We start from the raw sequence: 17,607 nt of genomic DNA on the forward strand, positions 1-17,607 counted from the left end.
ATCTGTTTCTGATCAAGCGAATGCTGACGATTCGCGCTGTCAATGCGCGGTCTTGACCATGTCGACCTGGGTTTCGGTGAGGTCGTCATGCAGTATGTGGTCGAGCCGGTCGGCAACGAGCTGGTCGTCGCGGCGGATTTCGCGCTTCCACGGCCGGCGGCCCTTCAGCACGCCGGACTCGTCGACGATCTCGGCGACATACTCTTCCTGGCGATAGGCCATCACATGGACGCCGGACACACCTGGAATTTCCTTCACCTCATTGATGATGTCGATGCAGAGCTGCTTGCCTTCCTTCTTCTGATCCTGAGCGCCTTCCAGGCGCTTGACGATCTGATCGGGAATGTGAATGCCCGGCACGTTGGAGCGGACCCATCTGGCCGTCTTGGCCGAGGCCAGCGGCCCGACTCCGCACAGGATGAAGCATTTCTCGGTATAGCCGAGGTCGCGGACCTTCTGCATGTAGGTGCGGAACATCGGTACGTCGAAGCAGTACTGGCTCTGCACGAACTGCGCGCCGGCGGCGATCTTCTTGCCCAGCCGATACGGCCGGAAATCGATCGGCGGCGCGAACGGGTTGATGGCCGCGCCAAGGAAAAGCTGCGGCGGCGTGGTGAGTTTGCGGCCGGACAGGAATTTGCCGTTATCGCGCATGATGCGGCAGGTTTCGAGCAGCGACATGCAGTCGAGATCGAACACCGGCTTGGCGCCGGGCTGGTCGCCGGCCTGCACGCCGTCGCCAGTCAGGCACAGCATGTTGGCAACACCCATCGCGGCACCCCCCAGCACGTCGCCCTGGATGGCGATGCGGTTCCGGTCGCGGCAGGCGATTTGCATGATCGGGGCATAACCCATGCGGGTCAGCAGCGCGCAAATACCGACCGACGACATGTGGCAGTTGGCCCCGGAAGCGTCGACGGCATTGATCGCGTCGACCCAGCCGTCGAAAATCCTGGCGCGGTTGTAGACGTCTTCCGGATCGGCGCTGTCGGGCGGATTGAGCTCGGTCGTCACTGCGAACTCGCCGCGCCGCAGGACCCGCTCAAGCCGGCCGCGCGAGGTGTGACCGGGCAGGGGATCGAGCGGCAAATGGATGCCGGCCGGATTCTCGTCTGGCTGACGGCCGATCATGCCGACGCTCCGGTGTTCGTAGTATTCTGGGCCGCATTGCGGGCGGCCGCGGCCTGCGCGGTCACCCGCAGCCAGGCGGAGGTTTCGCGCAAGGACTGATCCACCGGCTTCTGCACGTCCAAAATCTTGTCGCCATGCACCATGTTCTGCGAGCCTTCCCAGGCCTTGACCCAGACGCAAGGCATATCAGGCTCGACCTCGCAATTGCCGTTGGCGCGCACACCGCCGCAAGGGCCGTTGCGCAATTGCTTAGGGCAGTTCATCGGGCACGACATGCCGGTCGAGGAAAGAATGCACTGACCGCACATGCGGCAGTCGAACATGAAGCCCTTGACGCGCTTCTCGACGAATTTCACCGGCCCTTCGACACGGCTGTAGCCGATGCCTTTCCATAGCGGGTGGAGAGTCAGGAACATGTCGGCGAATTTGGCGTAGAACCACTCGAGCAGCCGCGAATGCCGCACCGACCAAAGCCGCACCGCAAACGAGCGCTGCACGCGCCGCTGCGGCGACACGTCAGCCGGCTTGTAGTCGGATTTCGGCGCCGCCTTCTTGACGATTGTCGCCTGGGTCACGCCGCCTTGAGCCGTCGTCGCCGGCATTGATTGGGGATCAGACATTTTCTTTGCCGCCCGCCTTGACCAGAGCGACCAGCCGCTCACGGTCGTATTTCGCATCGAGCTCCTGAAGAGCCTTCTCGGCCTCGACTTCAAGATCGTCACTGACTGGGACGGGCTCTGCCTTGCGCCATTCGGCAAGATAGTCGTCGGTGCCGCCGGCGCCGGTGCGCATGGCGCACATGTCGATCGCCTCGGTGAAGCGCAGCGGCAGTTCGCGCTTGGCGTTCTGCCGGCCCTTCTTGATGATGACCTGGGCGGGGATGTCGCGCCAGTAGACGACGATCAGATCGGCCATGAATTCCTGCTCCTGGAGAGCGCCGCGCGTCCAATCGAACGCACAAACGATGCTCTACCACCTAACTCCGCTGCATCGTGCCCTCCGAAGATCGATTCCGATCCTTTGGGCCGATGCAGTGGTTTCGAGCATTGCCGGAAGCGCTGTTGGGCTGCTTGTTATGGGACGACGCGGGGGCCTTCAAAAGCGACGCAATCGACGGCTGCGGCTGAAAGCGGAGTCTCTTCCAGCACTGGTCAGCCGGCGCGGCCATCGAAGCTGCCGACCAGTTTCCTGTGGAAGCGCACGTAACCTCGTTCGGTCGTGCGTAAATGCTCCGCGATGATCTCATGGAAGCGCGGCAGGCGATGGAAGGGAACGGCCGGATAGGAATGGTGCTCGGGATGGTACGGCATGTTCCAAGCCACGAAGCGCACCAGCCTTGTGGTGAAGGTGGTGCGGGTGTTCTCGAGCATGTTGGCGACATGCGGGCACAATGCGTGCTCGGCCAGCAGGTAGGCCCGCAAAAACGGCTGTGCGACCAGCACCGGCACGATCCAGACCCACAACAGCAGCGCCGACTGTGCGGCGAGCGATGCGGCCAGCAACACCGCATAGCCGATCAGGAACAGCCGCGCTTCAATAACCACCTTGCCGCGGCCCTTTTCCGGCACAAAGCCGTCGCGGTTGCGGCCCGCCGCATTGGTTGCGATCACACGCGCCATGCCTATCCAATAGGGGCCGCCGGACAGATAGCGCAGATATTGGCTGATGGTCTCCGGCTTCGGCGCCATCAGTTCGGGGTCGTTGTCCGGGTCGTGGGTGTGGCGGTGATGGGCGAAATGGAAATAGCGGAACCATGCGGGCGGCAGCAGGATCAAGAAGCCGGCCACGGCGGCAACAGCGCGATTGAGCCACGCCGTTCTGAACGCCGTTTCATGGATGGTCTCGTGCAACAGCGTGAAGAAGAAGACGATCAGGATCCCCTGCGGCAAGACGAGAAGCGGCCAGAACGGGATGCGGGCGGCGATCAGTGCGCCCAGCACGACAACCAGCCCGCCATGGACGGCCAGCCGGACAATGCCTGGCCCGTCGACCCGGGCGGTGAGGTCGCGACGTTCCTCAACCGAAAGACCGGCAATGATGGTGCGGTGGTCAATGTCGCTCATGATGCAATGTTAGCGGCGGGTGGCTGTCGGGTAAATCGGCGCGCGTGTCACCAGACGCCGTTTCTTATCCCGGTCCAGAGATAGAACCAGACCGTCGGATGATACCATTGTCTCGAAGGCAGACCGGGATCGACCGTGCCGAGCTTGCCGGCCAGCGCATCCCTGACCGCCTCGACGCAGATGTCGCGCGAGAATGCCGCCTGCCGCAACGCGTAGCTTGAAATAGTGTCGCTAGGTTGGGGTTTGCCGCGTGCCTGCCGCAACACCCCGCCAGTGTCGACGCCGGCGTCGACCAGATGCACGGTGGTGCCGAAGTTTTCCGCATCGCCTGAAGCCAGCGCCCAATAGCCGCCGTTCATGCCACGATATTTCGGGGCGATGCCGGCATGGTAGTTGAGGACCGGGCAAGGGATTTTCGCCAGCGTCTGCCGCGACAGCAAGCGGCAGCCGGCGAGCAGCACGACACCCGGCTGGATTTTCTCGATCGCCTGCAGGCACTCCGGCGCGTTGGCCGACGAGACCTGGACGATCTTTTGCCCAGGCTTCGGTTCGGTTTGCAGCTTTTGCTCGGCGGCGAGCCGTGCTGCGTGGCCGGCGAAGAAGCGCTTGCCGAGCCGGGTCAGCATCATCGTGCCGAGTTGACCGATGGCCGAGGTCCAGCCTTGCCGCCGCGCCCGCCCGAGAAGCAATTGCCTTTTGGATTCAGGGGTTTCGAGGATGACGCTGACAGGCGCGAGGTGGTCGGCGATGGCGTTGACGATCGCCCAGATATGCGGGCCGCCTTCGGTGACGACGACGATCGGCCGTTGGTTTGTTTTCGACCGTGCCATGCTTCGCGACCCCCGCAAAGAGCTGTTCTTTGTGCGCGAATGCTAGGTTGACCGGGTTAACCCTTGGTGATCGGGGGCGGGCTCAGCGCTTGAATTCGAGGATGTCGAGCTTCGATTCGTAGTGGGGCGCCGGGAACTCGATGCGCCATTCGCTGGCGCTGTGGCGGAAGGCATAGCCGACCTGATCGCTTTCCGGGCCGCTGCCGTAGGGCTTTGCCGGATCGTCGTTGACGTAGAAGGAACCTAGATAGATCGCGCGTTTCTCGCCATCGTCGAAGAAGCGGCCCTTGGTGCGCTGCGAACCGGTGATCTTTTCCAGTCTCCAGCCGGAACCGTCGTCGCTCACCTTGCATTTGAACCAGCCATAGATGACGAGCGGGCTCAATCCGCCGGCCTTGATGGTGCGGCATTGCCAATTGCCGGTCAGGTCCTTGTCGGAGAAGGAAACCAGCGGCTTTGCCAGCAAGGCGTCGAGCTGCTTGACCTCGGCGGGATCGCCGGCCTTCGCCTCGTCAAGCGCTGCCTTGCGCGTCTCGCCATATTTGTCGAGGCGCGCCTTGTCGGCAGCGGTGATCAGCTTCTGCACTTCGCCATCGGCGAACGCGGGCAACGTCAAGCAGAGGACAGCTGCTACGGCAAACATAAGGCGAGCGATCATTGGTGGCGTTTTCCCTTTTGATGACTGGAGCAGCCTGTTTTCTTGTCTGGCGCATACCTTAATGTTTCGCCGCGCTCTGTCATCCTTGCTTGAGCATCGACAGCAGAAACGAGGTGGAAAGAATGCGGATCTTGCTGACGGGATCGTCGGGTTGGCTGGGCAGGGCCTTGGCGCCACGCCTGCGGACTCTCGGCCATGACGTCACTGGCCTCGATCCCGTCCCATCCTCGGAAACGCGAATCGTCGGCTCAGTCGCCGATCGCGACCTGGTCATGAGGGCGGTCGAGGAGAACCGCATCGAGGCCATCATCCATAGTGGCGCGCTGCACAAGCCTGACATCGAACATCATCGCAACGAGAATTTCGTCGAGACGAATGTGCGCGGCACGCTCAACCTGCTCGATGCGGCGGCAACTTTCGGCGTTCAGCGCTTCATCTTCACGTCGACGACATCGCTGATGATTACCCAGGCCATCCGCGCCGGCTTGCCCGGCAGGGCGGCTTGGCTAACGGAAGACATGTCGCCTGAACCGCGCAACATCTACGGCGTGACAAAGCTTGCGGCGGAACATCTTTGTCGGCTCTACCATATCCAGTTCGGCCTGCCGGTGATCGTACTGCGCACCGCCCGCTTCTTTCCCGAAGCAGACGATATGGCGCATGTGATCGAACAGTCGGACGCCAACACCAAGGCCAATGAGCTGTTGTTTCGCCGGCTGACGGTGGAGGATGCTGCCGACGCCCACATCGCTGCCTTGGAGAAAGCGCCGCAATTGGGCTTCGACACCTTCATCATCTCGGCACCGACACCTTTCCAGCCCGACGATTGCGCGGCATTGATCGCCGACGCACCGTCGATCGTCGCGCGCTATTTTCCGGATTATCCGGCACGCTACTTGAAGAAAGGCTGGACGATGTTTTCGTCGATCAACCGGGTCTACGATGCGTCCCGGGCGAGGGACCGGCTGGATTTCGTCTGCAAGACGAGCTTTGCCGATGTGCTCGCTGGGCTCGAAGCTGAAGAAAACGGTGCCTAAAGTGTCAGGCCAGGGCTGAGGCCCCAGCCAGTTCCTTCGTCAGGTCGCCGTAGCCGGTCGAGCGGCGCTCATAGGCGAGGCCGAGCATTTTCGCCGCCTTTTCGGCGACCTTGTCGAGTTCCGGGTCGTCGGTCTGGGCGATGTAGATCAGCTTCTCGTAATTGCCGAAATAGTCCTTGATCAGCTCCGGGTGCTTGTCGAGGCCGAGCGGCTTCATGAAGAAGGCATCGAATTGCCGGCAGAGGAAATCGGTCATGTAGAACGACATCATGTCGTCATCGGCAACCTTCGCATAGGCATCCATGCCTTGGTAGAAGGCAAAGCAATGCGGCCCGGCCATGCGCTCGACGCCATGCTTCTCGCAGATCCGGTCGAGCAGGCCACCCGTGCCGCAATCGGCATAGCCGACGAAGATGTGTTTGTAGCCGTCAGCCCTGGCCTTGGCGATTGCCTTGTCCATGGCCGGCGCAATGCGGTCCGGATAGAAATGGAACTCCGCCGGGAGGCAGGTCAGGTCGAGATGGTCGAGCCCGAGCTGCTCCTTGACCGCCAGAACTTCGCGCGCAATCATCCCGCAGGCGATGACGAGCAGCCTGTCGCCTTGATCGGATTGTTGTTTTCGCGCGGTAGTCATGGAACCAGTCTAATCCATCTTCGTTGCTGTCCAGCGAATTTATATTCTGAGGGAGACACCAATCATGAAATTGTTCCGCGTTGCGCCAATCGCTATTCTCGCCTGCGCCCTGGCTGTTTCGGCCTGCGCCAACACGGTGCGCGGCGTCGGTAAGGATATCAAATCCACTGCGAAGGCGGTTGACGATACCGTCAAGAAACCCTGATCTGCACGATTTCAAACATTTGGGAATAAAAAAGCCGCACTGCAAGGCGCGGCTTTTCTCGTCGGTGCCGAATTTATTGACTCAGGCCGAAGCGCGGACGTTGTGCTTGCGCTTCATGAAGTCCTTGGCGGTCTCGACCGCCACCGCGGCGTCGCGGCAATAGGCGTCGGCGCCGACGGCTTTGCCGAATTCCTCGTTGAGCGGCGCGCCGCCGACCAGCACGACATAATCATCGCGAATGCCTTTTTCCTTCATCGTATCGATGACGACCTTCATGTAAGGCATGGTCGTCGTCAGCAGGGCCGACATGCCGATGATGTCGGGCTGATGCTTTTCGATGGCATCGAGATATTTTTCGACCGCATTGTTGATGCCGAGGTCGATGACATCGAAGCCGGCGCCTTCCATCATCATGCCGACGAGGTTCTTGCCGATGTCGTGGATGTCGCCCTTAACGGTGCCGATCACCATCTTGCCCTGCTTCGGCGCGCCGGTGGCGACAAGCAACGGACGCAGGATGAACATGCCGGCCTTCATCGCGTTGGCCGACAGCAGCACTTCCGGAACGAACAGAATGCCGTCGCGAAAATCCTCGCCGACGATGCGCATGCCTTCGACCAGAGCCTCGGTCAGCACCTTGTAAGGCGCCCAGCCGCGCTCGAGAAGGATGTTGGTGCCTTCCTCGATTTCTTCCTTCAACCCATCATAAAGGTCGTCGTGCATCTGCTGCACCAACTCGTCGTCGGAGAGTTCCGAAAGGATGATCTCGTCGTCGGCCATTTTTTCTCAGGCTCCTTGCCGGCTACAACTATCGCGGCAGCTTAAAAATATCGCGCCATTACCTAACCCGCGCGGGCCGGTTGTCCATAGCTGATTTGCGACTTCCCGCAAAACGAAAGCGACCGTAAATCTCTTGGAATTCTTGTCGATTTTGCGACAGGCGTTGGCGCTGGCGGGCCGTTTCGAATAAGGTGCATGGCTACGATCCGGCCAGAGACCGCAATATGCGGCTGCAAATGGATTTCAGGCCGGAACAAGAGCCCGGCCAAAGCAAATCAGGCCAGAACGAAAGCCAGGGAAGAACGATTATGAGTGAGAACGCGCCGGTCGATCAGGAAGCGTCAAACGCACGGCGCGGGCGCGCTGCCAGCGGTGGCGCCGCAGCGCGCCGGGCTGCACGTTCGGGCGGCGGCCCCGGTACACAGCTCACCTATATCAAGCGCAAGATCAACGTCTATGAAGTGCTGGACGAGGAAGGCCTGGCGCTGATCGAAAAGAACACCGACACGGTGCTGGAAGAGATCGGCATCATCTTCCGCGACGACGCCGAGGCACTGCAGCTTTGGAAAGAGGCGGGCGCCGACGTCAAGGGCGAGCGGGTGCATTTCCCCAAGGGCCTCTGCCGCTCGCTGTTGAAGACCGCTCCGTCCGTCTATACCCAGCACGCCCGCAACGGCGAGCGCTCGGTGCAGATCGGCGGCAACGCGACCGTGTTCGCGCCGGTCTATGGACCGCCCTTCGTGCGCGATCTCGACGGCGTCAGGCGCTACGCGACGATCGAGGATTTCCGGAATTTCGTAAAACTTGCCTATATGGCGCCATCGATCCACCATTCGGGCGGCACGGTTTGCGAGCCGGTCGACGTGCCGGTCAACAAGCGCCATCTCGACATGGTCTACAGCCATATCAAATATTCGGACAAGCCGTTCATGGGCTCGGTGACCGCGCCCGAGCGCGCCGAAGATACGGTGGCGATGGCCAAGATCGTGTTTGGTGACGATTTCGTCGAGAACAACACGGTGTTGACCAGCCTGATCAACGCCAACTCGCCGATGGTCTTCGACGAGACCATGCTGGGAGCGCTGAAAGTTTACTCGCGCCATAACCAGGCGTGCATCGTCACGCCGTTCATCCTTGCCGGCGCGATGAGCCCGGTGACGGTCGCCGGCACACTGACCCAGGTTTTGGCCGAGGTTCTGGCCGGGGCGTCGTTCACACAGCTGATCCGGCCGGGTGCGCCGGTACTGTTCGGCACCTTCGCCTCGTCGATCTCGATGCAGTCGGGCGCGCCGACCTTCGGCACGCCGGAGCCGTCGCTGGTCTCCTATGGCGCCGCCCAGCTTGCTCGCAGGCTCGGGCTGCCGTTCCGCACCGGCGGCTCGCTTTGTGCTTCGAAAATCCCCGATGCGCAGGCGGCCTATGAGAGCGCCAACACGCTGAATTCGACGATCCTCGCCGGCACCAATTTCGTGCTGCATTCGGCCGGCTGGCTCGAGGGCGGGCTCGCCTCCTGCTACGAAAAGTTCATGATGGATATCGACCAACTCGGCATGACGCAGAAGTTCTCCGAGGGTGTCGACCTGTCGGAAAACGGTCAGGCGATGGATGCCATCCGCCAGGTGGGTCCGGGCAGCCATTACCTCGGCTGCGATCACACCCAGGCCAATTTCCAGACCGCGTTCTACCGCTCCAACATCGCCGATAACAATTCCTACGAGCAGTGGCTGGCCGAAGGCGAAAAAACCGCGCCGCAGCGCGCCAACGAGCTCGCCCGCCGCTGGCTGGAGAGCTACGAGGCGCCTTATCTCGACCAGGGCATCGACGACGGGCTGAAGGACTTCATCGCCAGGAAGAAGGCGTCGATGGCCGACGCCTTCACCTGAAAGGAGCCCGAATCAGGCGGGGCTAAAGTCGCCAACATCATCCACAAGGAAGTCTGGCGGAGCGCCTTCTCCGACCCGGACAAGAAGGGATGATTCTCGAGCGCGGCATGGTCGAAACCATCGCGGCCGCGCTTTCCGCCCACGGCCTCATCCTGCGCGGCGGCTTCAATTTTGCGGGCGGTGAGGGGACACCTTCCGGTCTCTCCGGCGCCGCCGCCAGATCCGTCCTGCTGGTGGGGCAGGCAGGCGCCGTACCTTGGCCGCACTTCCTGCGCTGGTTGGAGAAACAGTCACAGCCGATCGACGATCCGCTCGACAGATGGTCGCGCGGAGTGATCGGCGCTGTGGCCGAAAAATTCGGGGCACGCGCGGTGTCACCGTCCGACAGGCCTTATCTGCCGTTCCAGCAATGGGCGATGCAGGCGGAGGGGCTGAAGCCGTCGCCGCTCGGCATCCTCATGCATCCGCAATACGGGCTCTGGCATGCCTATCGCGGCGCGCTGTTGTTCGAGAACGAGATTGCGCTCCACGAACGTCGCGACGTGATTCACCTTTGCGACACATGTTTGGAAAAACCTTGCCTGAAATCCTGTCCGGTCGCGGCTTATTCTGCGGATGGTTTTGTGCATGAAACCTGTCTGGCGCATGTGCGTGGGCAAAACGGCGGACCTTGCCGGACCGGCGGCTGCCTTGATCGCAACGCCTGTCCTTACGGCATCGATTATCGCTATCCGGCCGAGGTTCAGGCCTTTCACATGGCAGCATTCGCGCGCTAGCCAGACAAGACCCCGCTGCACGCAAAGACGTCGACCGTTCCGATCTCAGGATTTTTGGCCGAAAGCCAGCCCCGCCGCGTGAAAGAGACCCATCAGCAGCACCCCGATGGCACCAGAGACCAACGAGACGATGGGATACTGTGCGAAGTTGGCCCCGTACGCGAAGAGGGCCACCACGAAGCTCGCCCAGCCGGCTATCAGATTGGGCACGGCGGAGTTACCGAAGACGCACGGGTAGGAACCCTTGGTTATCCCACTCACGAAATGTGGGACGCCATTGGCGCCAAAAACACCCGCGAAAAAAGCAAGGAATGCCGTCAGCCACATATGAGCTCCGTCCCTTGGCAAATTGAAGCGCGCCGTTCACTTCAGGCCGCCATAGCATGGCAGGCAGTCGGCGAAATTGTGCACAAAGCCAGCGTAAAGCAACCCCGATACGCATTTGTGAACGTGGCGGCTCCACATAGTGCCTTCGATGCAGCCGGCGCCGAACGCCACTGGGAGCGGCTGACGATGCTGTTTGCGGAGACGCTCGGCCAAGGCGCGCCAACCATTACGACGTGACTGCCCGCCAAAAAATTCTTCCCATCACCCAAGGAATCGCCATTAGCCTTCGTCCAACAGGCAAATGATGGCGATGATGCTGGACGAAAGCGAAGCCTCCGACGCCGAACTGATCGGGCGGGCGAAGGGCGGAGACAGGGGTGCTTTCGGCAAGTTGCTCGAAAGGCACTACGGTTTCGTCTATCGCGCCGCCTATCGCTGGTGCGGGAAAAAGGCCGACGCCGAGGATATCGCCCAGGAAGTGTGCGTTCGGCTCGGCCGGGCGATCCGCGACTATCACGGCAGCGGCGCCTTCACGACGTGGCTCTACACCATGACGCTGAATGCGGCGCGCGACATGATGCGCAAGACCGCCCGCGATACGGCCAAGACCGAGGCCTATGGCGCCTATGCGCTGATTTCGGGGGAAACCTCGTCCGAGGCGGAAGACCCGGTCGAGGCGCTCTGGGCAGCGGTGCGCAAGCTGCCGGACAAGCAGCGCGACGCGGTGCTGCTGGTCTATGGCGAAGGGCTGAGCCACGCAGCCGCCGCCGAGGCGATGGCGATCTCGGAGACGACGGTTTCCTGGCACATCCATGAGGCGAAGAAACGGTTGAAGACGCTGATGCGTTCAGCCGGGGAAGTGTGACCATGGTCGACGACAAGCAACTGAACAGGCTGCGCGATATCGCAGCACCGGCGCCTGACGCGGATGCAAAGGCGCGTGCCCTCCAGGCCGCGCTGCGCGCCTATGACATGGAAGAAAAAACTTTACCGGCCGCCCAAGGATCGGCAGGCGGGCTTCGTCTCACAGAGCGAGCACAAAGGCTCTGGAGCGAAATCATGCAAAAGAAACTCTTCGCCACGCCGGCCATTGCCGGGCTCGTTGCCCTGCCGATCGCCGGATACGCCACCATCTATATGCTTGGGGAATCCAAATTCGGCGGGCCCGAATTCGGCGGCGACGATAAGATCACCGAAACGCTGGCTGACAAGCCGGCGACCGTCAAACCGCCGGTTGTTGCCGAAGCAGATAAGCAGAAGAAGGCGGACGCCGACAGCGAAAGCCGCGACGCCGGCGAGGCGCTTGTGGCGCCGACATCGCCGCCGAAAGCGGAATCGACCGCGGTCGGCGGGTTGACGCAGCAGGATGTGCTCACCCGCAATGCACCCGAACCGGCGCAGAGCGGCGAGTTTGCGCTGGATGGCGGTGCAAACTCCGTGGCTCCGGCAGTCGATGGTGGCGCGCGGGTCGGACGCATGCCTGGCACGGTTGCCGAGTCCAAGCTGATGGCACAGCAGCCTGCCGCTGCGCCGGCCGACCAGATGCTGCCGCGAGAGGAAAACCGTGACCGGGTCGAGGATTTCAAGACCAATCCGGTGCATGCCGCACTCGAAGACCCGGTCTCGACGTTCTCTATCGATGTCGACACCGCTTCCTATTCCTTCGTCCGGCGCTCGCTGAAGGAAGGTTTTATCCCGCAGGCCGATACGGTGCGCGTCGAGGAGATGGTCAACTACTTCCCCTATGACTGGAAAGGCCCGGACTCCGCCTCGACGCCGTTCAACTCGACCGTCAGCGTCATGCCGACTCCGTGGAACGAGCACACCAGGCTGATGCATGTCGCCATCAAGGGTTTCGACGTGAAGCCGGCCGAGCAGCCCAAGGCCAATCTGGTCTTTCTGATCGATGTGTCGGGCTCGATGAACGAGCAGGACAAGCTGCCGCTCCTGCAGTCGGCCTTTCGGCTGCTGGTCAACAAGCTGAGACCCGACGATACCGTCTCGATCGTCACCTATGCGGGCGATGCCGGTACCGTGCTGGAGCCCACCAAGGCTTCGGAAAAGGACAAGATCCTCGCTGCCATCGACAACCTGACATCCGGCGGCTCGACGGCAGGCGAGGCGGGCATCAAGGAAGCCTACAGGCTGGCGCAGAAATCCTTCGTCAAGGACGGTATCAACCGGGTGATGCTCGCCACCGATGGTGATTTCAATGTCGGCCAGACCGACGACGACGACCTGAAGCGGCTGATCGAAAAGGAGCGCAAGACAGGCGTGTTCCTGTCGGTGTTCGGCTTCGGCCGCGGCAACCTGAACGACCAGATGATGCAGACCATCGCCCAGAACGGCAACGGCACCGCCGCCTATATCGACACTTTGGCGGAGGCCGAGAAGGTGCTGGTCGAGGATGCCTCCTCGACACTGTTCACCATTGCCAAGGACGTGAAGATCCAGGTCGAGTTCAACCCGAACAAGGTCTCGGAATACCGGCTGATCGGCTACGAGACCCGCGCCTTGAACCGCGAGGATTTCAACAACGACCGCGTCGACGCCGGCGAGATCGGCTCAGGCCATTCGGTCACCGCGATCTACGAGATCACGCCTAAGGGCAGCGGCGGCGAACAGATCGATCAGCTGCGCTATGGCCAGGCCTCGGTGAACAATGGCGGTGTCGCCAATGCCGACGAATATGCCTTCGTCAAAATCCGCTACAAGCTGCCGAACGAGGACACTTCGAAGCTGATCACCACGCCGGTGACGTCAGCCAACGAGGTGGCATCGTTCGACCAGGCCAGCACCGACCAGCGTTTCTCCGTTGCCGTCGCTGCCTTCGGCCAGAAGCTGCGCGACGAGGATGCGACCGCGAAGTTCGGCTACGACAAGATCATGGAGATTGCCACCGCCGCCAGAGGAGCCGACCCGTTTGGGTACCGGTCCGAGTTCCTCTCGCTTGTGCGCCTTGCCTCGGCGCTCGGCGGTAACCGGTAGTGGCAATGATGGCCGGTTTCTTTCAGATGGGATCGTTCTGACAGGGGGAACCGGCCTACGGGCGGGTGAGGCAGGCCGGCGAGGGAAACCTTGCCGGCCTTTTTTCGTGGCTGCACCGCTTCGCGGACCGCGTCGCAGCCGAAAGCGTCAGGCGCGTCCGCGGCGCCGTTCGCGGCGGGCTTCGCTGGTCTCGGCGACGTTGACCGTCGCCTGCTTGTTGCGCATCGGGCCGATGCGTTCGACGATCTGCTCGACGGTCGGGCGATCCGACCTGGTGTGCGCATCGAGCGCCTTGCGCATGGCGGCAAGGTGCTGGAACGAGGTACCGCAGCAGCCGCCGACGATCTTGGCGCCGGCATCGACGGCCAGGCGCACATAATCGGCCATCAGCTCGGGCGTGCCCGAATAGTAGATCTCGGCACCGCGAAATTCGGGGATGCCGCAATTGCCCTTGACGATCACCGTTGCCTCGGGCTTCGCCTCGGTCATGTCGAGCAGCGAAGCGAGAATATCGGAGGCGCCGACACCGCAATTTGCGCCGACACCGAGCGGCGTCTGCGACAGGCCGTCGACGACACCGTGGATGTCCTTCGGCAGCAGCCCCATCATGGTGCGGCCGGCGGTGTCGAAGGAGCCGGTATAGGTATAGGGCAAGCCGACGCGGATGGCGGCTTCGGCGGCGGCACGGATCTCGTCCGGCGCCGACATGGTTTCGATCCAGGCGACTTCGGCGCCGCCGGCCTTCAGGCCCTCGATCTGCTCGGCAAAGGCCTCGACCGCCTCGTCATAGGTCATGGCGCCGAGCGGCACCAGCAATTCGCCGGTCGGGCCGACTGAGCCGGCCACGATCACCTTGCGGCCGGCCTTGCCGGCGACGGCGCTTGCGATCTCGGCGGCGCGCTTGTTCAGTGCGTGGACGCGGTCCTGCGCATGGTGCAGCTTGAGCCGATGGCGGGTCCCGCCAAAAGAGTTGGTCAGGATGATGTCGGCGCCGGCATCGACAAAGTTCTGGTGCAGGCTGGTGATGGTGTCGGGCGCGGTCTCGTTCAAGAGCTCAGGAGCCTCTCCGGCCTCAAGGCCCATCGCGAACAGATTGGTGCCGGTGGCGCCATCGGCGAGCAGGACGCCCTTTTCGGCAAGCAGAGCGTCGATCGGATTGGTCATGTGAAATACGCCTTCCCGGAAGAATAACTGAGATAAGGATATAAAGAATTCTTTATGTGCCGTCAATGTCGACACGGAGAGCAACCGGTCAAAATCGCATCTCCGCCAGCTTTCGTGTGAAGCTGGCCGCTTCATGCGCGTTGACGTCCGCGGCACGGATCAGATTGTCGAAATGGCTGGTCAGGATGCGGATCGGCTGCGTGGCGTTCAGCACCAGATACATGTCGCCGACGTAAATGGCTGCGCGATAGGGCCCGAAGATGGTGTACGGGATCGAATAGCGCATCCGCCCGTCATAGAGAAACAGGCGGAAGGTGGGATAGAGGTCGTCGAGTAGCGTCGCCATGTGCAGGAGCTGCTGGTGGCGGTCGGCCTCCGGAAAGCGGTCCCACACGCCCAGCCCGCGCGCGAAGATCTCCAGCGTGTGGCGCGGCATACAGACTTCCATGTCGGTTTCGGGCCGTCGGTTGTAGTCGATGCGGTACTGCGTTTCGCCGGCCTGTGCCTCGCGGCTCTTGTTGGCGATGACGGCTTCATAGTCGACAAGCGCCTCGGTGCGCAGAAGATCGGGAATGCCGGCCGGGACGTAGCGGATTTTCGTTCCCGCCGCCTCGGCATGCCAGCGAGCCAGCAGCGTGCGGTCGAAGCCGTCCGGCGCCTCCTCGATCTCAAGGCTCTCGCGGATTTCACCGGTGACGCCCTCGTCCTGGCTGAGGCCGAGCAGCCAGTCGAGCGAGACTTTGAATTCGGCGGCGATGTTGAGCAGCGTTTCGGCGCGGGGAAGGCGGGTCGAGGCGCCGGAGAGCAGCTGCGACAGCGCCGAACGGTCGATGCCAACCGCGGCGGCGAAGGCCGACTGGTTCAGATCGGACCTTGTCAAGAGCATTTTCAGGCGCTCGCGAAAGATCGTCGACAGGTCGCGCTTGTCCAAATCGCCACCCCACCCGATAGGAGGAAAAATTTGCGCTGAAGCCGCGAACGCGGAGCTTCAGGCGTAAATGAATCCGGTGCGTTGTTTACAATGCATAACATGTGCAGCTGAAAATGCGCAATCGCAACAGTTTGTGCGCTTTATCGCGTTGCAGCAATGCAACGCTCCTGACACAATGCTGTCAGGAATCAAACGGGTTCCGGCGACTGGAAGGCAGTGGTCGATAGCATGACGAGCATGGGCAACAGGCGACATGGCGCGGCGACCATCGAATGGCCGACGGTGTTTCTCGCACTTTTCTGCTACGGCGGCTGGCTCGCTACCGGCTTTCTGCTCTGGCCATCCTACCCGCTGTTGGCGCTCGCCCTTCTGGCCCTGATTGCGGCGCTGCAATCCTCGCTGATGCACGAGGCCCTGCACGGCCACCCAACCCGGAACGCGCGGCTCAACGAAGCCGTTGTGTTCCTGCCGATTGGCCTTGTCTGGCCGTTTCGCCGGTTCAAGACCATTCATCTGCGCCACCATGCAGACGAGCGCCTGACCGATCCGCTCGACGATCCCGAAAGCTATTACAAGGCGCTCTGGCAGCACGAAGAGCTGCCGTCGGCTATGAAGTTCCTGCTGAAGGTCAACAACACGATGCTCGGGCGTTTGGTGCTCGGTCCGTGGCTCTCCTGCATCGGCTTCTTCATCGACGACGCCAGGCAGGTTGCCGCGGGCGACAATTCCATCTGCAAGGCATGGCTGCTGCATGCGATCGGCCTCGCCGTAGTGTTGCCTGTCGTGCAGTTCGGCTTCGGCATGCCGTTGTGGCTCTACATACTGGTGCCGGTGTGGCTTGGGCAGTCGCTGATTTCGATCCGCACCTACGCCGAGCATCAATGGTCTGAACATCCGGAAGGCCGCACGATCATCGTCGAGCGCTCGCCGCTGTCCTTCCTGTTCCTCAACAACAATCTGCATTTCGTCCATCACAAGAGCCCGACGGTGGCCTGGTACAGGCTGCCGAAGCTGTTTCGCGACCGCCGCGACGAGTGGCTGCGGATGAACAATGGCTACGCCTATCCGAACTATTTCGCGCTGCTCAAGGCCTATGCCTTCAAGGCGAAGGAACCGATCGTCCATCCCGTGCTGCGGCGCATGCCGGAACCAAGACGCGCGTTCAAGCCGCGCGTCAGGGCACGCAGCCTCAATGGGCTTGGCAGCGCACCGGTACCCGCCGAGCCGCCGAAGGAATGATCCTCGCGGCATTGCAGGCGCTGCCGCGCGGGCAACGCTTTCCTGACCTTGTCAATTTCCCTGCATAACGGTCAAATCCCGGCATGAGCGAATTCATTGCGGCTTTGCCGATGTACGACTGGCCGGAAGCGCGGGACGAGGTCGACGCAGAATGGGCGCGGCTGCGCGATGCTTTCAGACAAAAAGGCATCGATGCGCCGGAGACGATTATCCGCCGCAATGGCGATTTGCCCCCGGTGCCTGGCGGTATTCGCGACGATAAGGGAAAACTCATCGCGCCCGATCCGGCGACATTGCCGCTGGACGAACTGGATTTTCACCGGCTCTGGCTGCACCCGGCGCTGCTCTTTGCGCAAACCTGCTGGGGACCGATGGAACTCGGCCTGTCGCAGCGTGTCCACCTCGTCGGCCAGCCGCGCTACGACGCCTTTGAGGGCGGACAGGGCGAACTCTATTCGAGCGCCATCGTCATGAGGGCGGGCGAGGCACCGCCGGCAAGGTCGCCGGCCGACGGCGGCGCCGTCATTCCGCTCGATCAGCTTCGCGGCAAACGTTTCACCTTCAACAGCCTCGATTCCATGTCGGGCATCATCGCGCCGACACGCGACCTGCAAGCACTGGGCGAGAGTTTGGATATCTTTTCCGCGCTGAGCGAAAGCTGGGGGCACCGCGCTTCGATTGTTGCTGTTGCCGAGGGCAGGGCCGACGTCGCGGCGATCGACTGCGAGAGCTGGGCGCTGGCGCAGCGTTTCGAGCCTGCAGCGCAGAAGATGACGGTCGTCGGCTGGACAAGGCGGCGCAAAGGATTGCCGTTCATCACGGCCAGCAGGACGCCGGAAACGATCGTCGCCATGATGCGCGAGGCGATCGAGGCGCTCACATAAAGCGCGTCGCGTCCGGTCGGCCTCATGCGACGCTTTAAATTCTTGTTTTACGCATGTCGTTATCGCAAAACCGCTGC

Annotated in this window: 19 protein-coding genes; 8 read left to right on the forward strand and 11 right to left on the reverse strand. The window is 62.0% G+C overall.

The genetic code is table 11. The features are described 5' to 3' along the window. Positions 1-39: 39 nt before the first annotated feature. The 6 genes from NKH71_RS02480 to NKH71_RS02505 form a co-directional block, all read right to left on the reverse strand. On the reverse strand, positions 40-1,131 hold the full coding sequence (locus tag NKH71_RS02480; protein WP_023719930.1) for a methylenetetrahydrofolate reductase: 1,092 nt from the start codon (positions 1,129-1,131) through the stop codon (positions 40-42). Next, positions 1,128-1,751: a methylenetetrahydrofolate reductase C-terminal domain-containing protein gene (locus NKH71_RS02485; RefSeq protein WP_023719931.1), complete on the reverse strand. Its 624-nt coding sequence runs from the start codon at positions 1,749-1,751 to the stop codon at positions 1,128-1,130. Before NKH71_RS02485 ends, NKH71_RS02480 begins: the two co-directional genes overlap by 4 nt. Beyond that, positions 1,744-2,046: a virulence factor gene (locus tag NKH71_RS02490; RefSeq protein ID WP_023719932.1), complete on the reverse strand. Its 303-nt coding sequence runs from the start codon at positions 2,044-2,046 to the stop codon at positions 1,744-1,746. The genes NKH71_RS02485 and NKH71_RS02490 overlap by 8 nt, the downstream gene beginning before the upstream one ends. A 236-nt stretch (positions 2,047-2,282) precedes the next feature. Further along, positions 2,283-3,194 carry a fatty acid desaturase gene (locus tag NKH71_RS02495; RefSeq protein ID WP_352791114.1) on the reverse strand — a complete coding sequence of 304 codons (912 nt, stop codon included), beginning with the start codon at positions 3,192-3,194 and terminating at the stop codon, positions 2,283-2,285. Between the two features lie 47 nt (positions 3,195-3,241). After that, the gene (locus tag NKH71_RS02500; RefSeq protein ID WP_023719934.1) at positions 3,242-4,024 is read right to left on the reverse strand and encodes a formyl transferase; all 783 of its coding nucleotides are present in this window, start codon (positions 4,022-4,024) and stop codon (positions 3,242-3,244) included. 82 nt (positions 4,025-4,106) lie between these two features. Continuing rightward, a complete protein-coding gene (locus NKH71_RS02505) occupies positions 4,107-4,682 on the reverse strand; it encodes a DUF4893 domain-containing protein (RefSeq protein WP_023719935.1) in 576 nt (191 codons plus the stop codon). Between the two features lie 122 nt (positions 4,683-4,804). On the opposite strand from NKH71_RS02505, the gene NKH71_RS02510 reads away from it, so the two are divergent. After that, positions 4,805-5,719, forward strand: a complete 915-nt coding sequence (locus NKH71_RS02510) for an NAD-dependent epimerase/dehydratase family protein (protein ID WP_352791117.1) — start codon at positions 4,805-4,807, stop codon at positions 5,717-5,719. A gap of 4 nt (positions 5,720-5,723) precedes the next feature. Here NKH71_RS02510 and NKH71_RS02515 read toward each other — a convergent pair whose 3' ends face one another. Then, on the reverse strand, positions 5,724-6,353 hold the full coding sequence (locus NKH71_RS02515) for a DUF1638 domain-containing protein (RefSeq protein ID WP_023719937.1): 630 nt from the start codon (positions 6,351-6,353) through the stop codon (positions 5,724-5,726). A 64-nt stretch (positions 6,354-6,417) separates the two neighbouring features. Here NKH71_RS02515 and NKH71_RS02520 point away from each other — a divergent pair, with 64 nt between their 5' ends. Continuing rightward, a complete protein-coding gene (locus tag NKH71_RS02520; RefSeq protein ID WP_023676507.1) occupies positions 6,418-6,558 on the forward strand; it encodes an entericidin A/B family lipoprotein in 141 nt (46 codons plus the stop codon). A gap of 81 nt (positions 6,559-6,639) precedes the next feature. Here the strand turns inward: NKH71_RS02520 and NKH71_RS02525 are convergent, their stop codons facing one another. Continuing rightward, on the reverse strand, positions 6,640-7,338 hold the full coding sequence (locus NKH71_RS02525) for a cobalamin B12-binding domain-containing protein (RefSeq protein ID WP_023676506.1): 699 nt from the start codon (positions 7,336-7,338) through the stop codon (positions 6,640-6,642). A gap of 308 nt (positions 7,339-7,646) precedes the next feature. Between NKH71_RS02525 and NKH71_RS02530 the strand changes: the two genes are divergently transcribed. Beyond that, positions 7,647-9,221: a trimethylamine methyltransferase family protein gene (locus NKH71_RS02530; RefSeq protein WP_023719938.1), complete on the forward strand. Its 1,575-nt coding sequence runs from the start codon at positions 7,647-7,649 to the stop codon at positions 9,219-9,221. 89 nt (positions 9,222-9,310) lie between these two features. Continuing rightward, positions 9,311-9,997, forward strand: coding sequence for a hypothetical protein (locus tag NKH71_RS02535; RefSeq protein WP_352791118.1), 687 nt, complete (start codon positions 9,311-9,313; stop codon positions 9,995-9,997). Between the two features lie 45 nt (positions 9,998-10,042). Here the strand turns inward: NKH71_RS02535 and NKH71_RS02540 are convergent, their stop codons facing one another. Beyond that, positions 10,043-10,324: a hypothetical protein gene (locus NKH71_RS02540; protein ID WP_031194271.1), complete on the reverse strand. Its 282-nt coding sequence runs from the start codon at positions 10,322-10,324 to the stop codon at positions 10,043-10,045. 304 nt (positions 10,325-10,628) lie between these two features. Between NKH71_RS02540 and NKH71_RS02545 the strand changes: the two genes are divergently transcribed. Both NKH71_RS02545 and NKH71_RS02550 read left to right on the forward strand, forming a co-directional pair. Next, positions 10,629-11,189, forward strand: coding sequence for an RNA polymerase sigma factor (locus NKH71_RS02545; protein WP_023719942.1), 561 nt, complete (start codon positions 10,629-10,631; stop codon positions 11,187-11,189). Between the two features lie 2 nt (positions 11,190-11,191). Continuing rightward, entirely contained in the window at positions 11,192-13,312 is a 2,121-nt protein-coding gene (locus NKH71_RS02550) for a vWA domain-containing protein (RefSeq protein WP_352495950.1), read from the forward strand. 147 nt (positions 13,313-13,459) lie between these two features. Here the strand turns inward: NKH71_RS02550 and bmt are convergent, their stop codons facing one another. Beyond that, positions 13,460-14,476: a betaine--homocysteine S-methyltransferase gene (gene bmt / locus NKH71_RS02555; RefSeq protein WP_023719944.1), complete on the reverse strand. Its 1,017-nt coding sequence runs from the start codon at positions 14,474-14,476 to the stop codon at positions 13,460-13,462. 88 nt (positions 14,477-14,564) lie between these two features. Then, positions 14,565-15,407, reverse strand: coding sequence for a helix-turn-helix domain-containing protein (locus tag NKH71_RS02560; protein ID WP_023719945.1), 843 nt, complete (start codon positions 15,405-15,407; stop codon positions 14,565-14,567). A gap of 228 nt (positions 15,408-15,635) precedes the next feature. Between NKH71_RS02560 and NKH71_RS02565 the strand changes: the two genes are divergently transcribed. Beyond that, complete coding sequence (locus tag NKH71_RS02565) at positions 15,636-16,646, forward strand: fatty acid desaturase (RefSeq protein WP_352894234.1); 1,011 nt, start codon at positions 15,636-15,638, stop codon at positions 16,644-16,646. A gap of 83 nt (positions 16,647-16,729) precedes the next feature. Beyond that, positions 16,730-17,530, forward strand: coding sequence for a phosphate/phosphite/phosphonate ABC transporter substrate-binding protein (locus tag NKH71_RS02570; RefSeq protein WP_023719947.1), 801 nt, complete (start codon positions 16,730-16,732; stop codon positions 17,528-17,530). Positions 17,531-17,607: the final 77 nt, after the last annotated feature.

It is taken from the genome of Mesorhizobium sp. M0983, from assembly GCF_040318975.1.
In the GTDB taxonomy this organism is placed as follows: domain Bacteria; phylum Pseudomonadota; class Alphaproteobacteria; order Rhizobiales; family Rhizobiaceae; genus Mesorhizobium.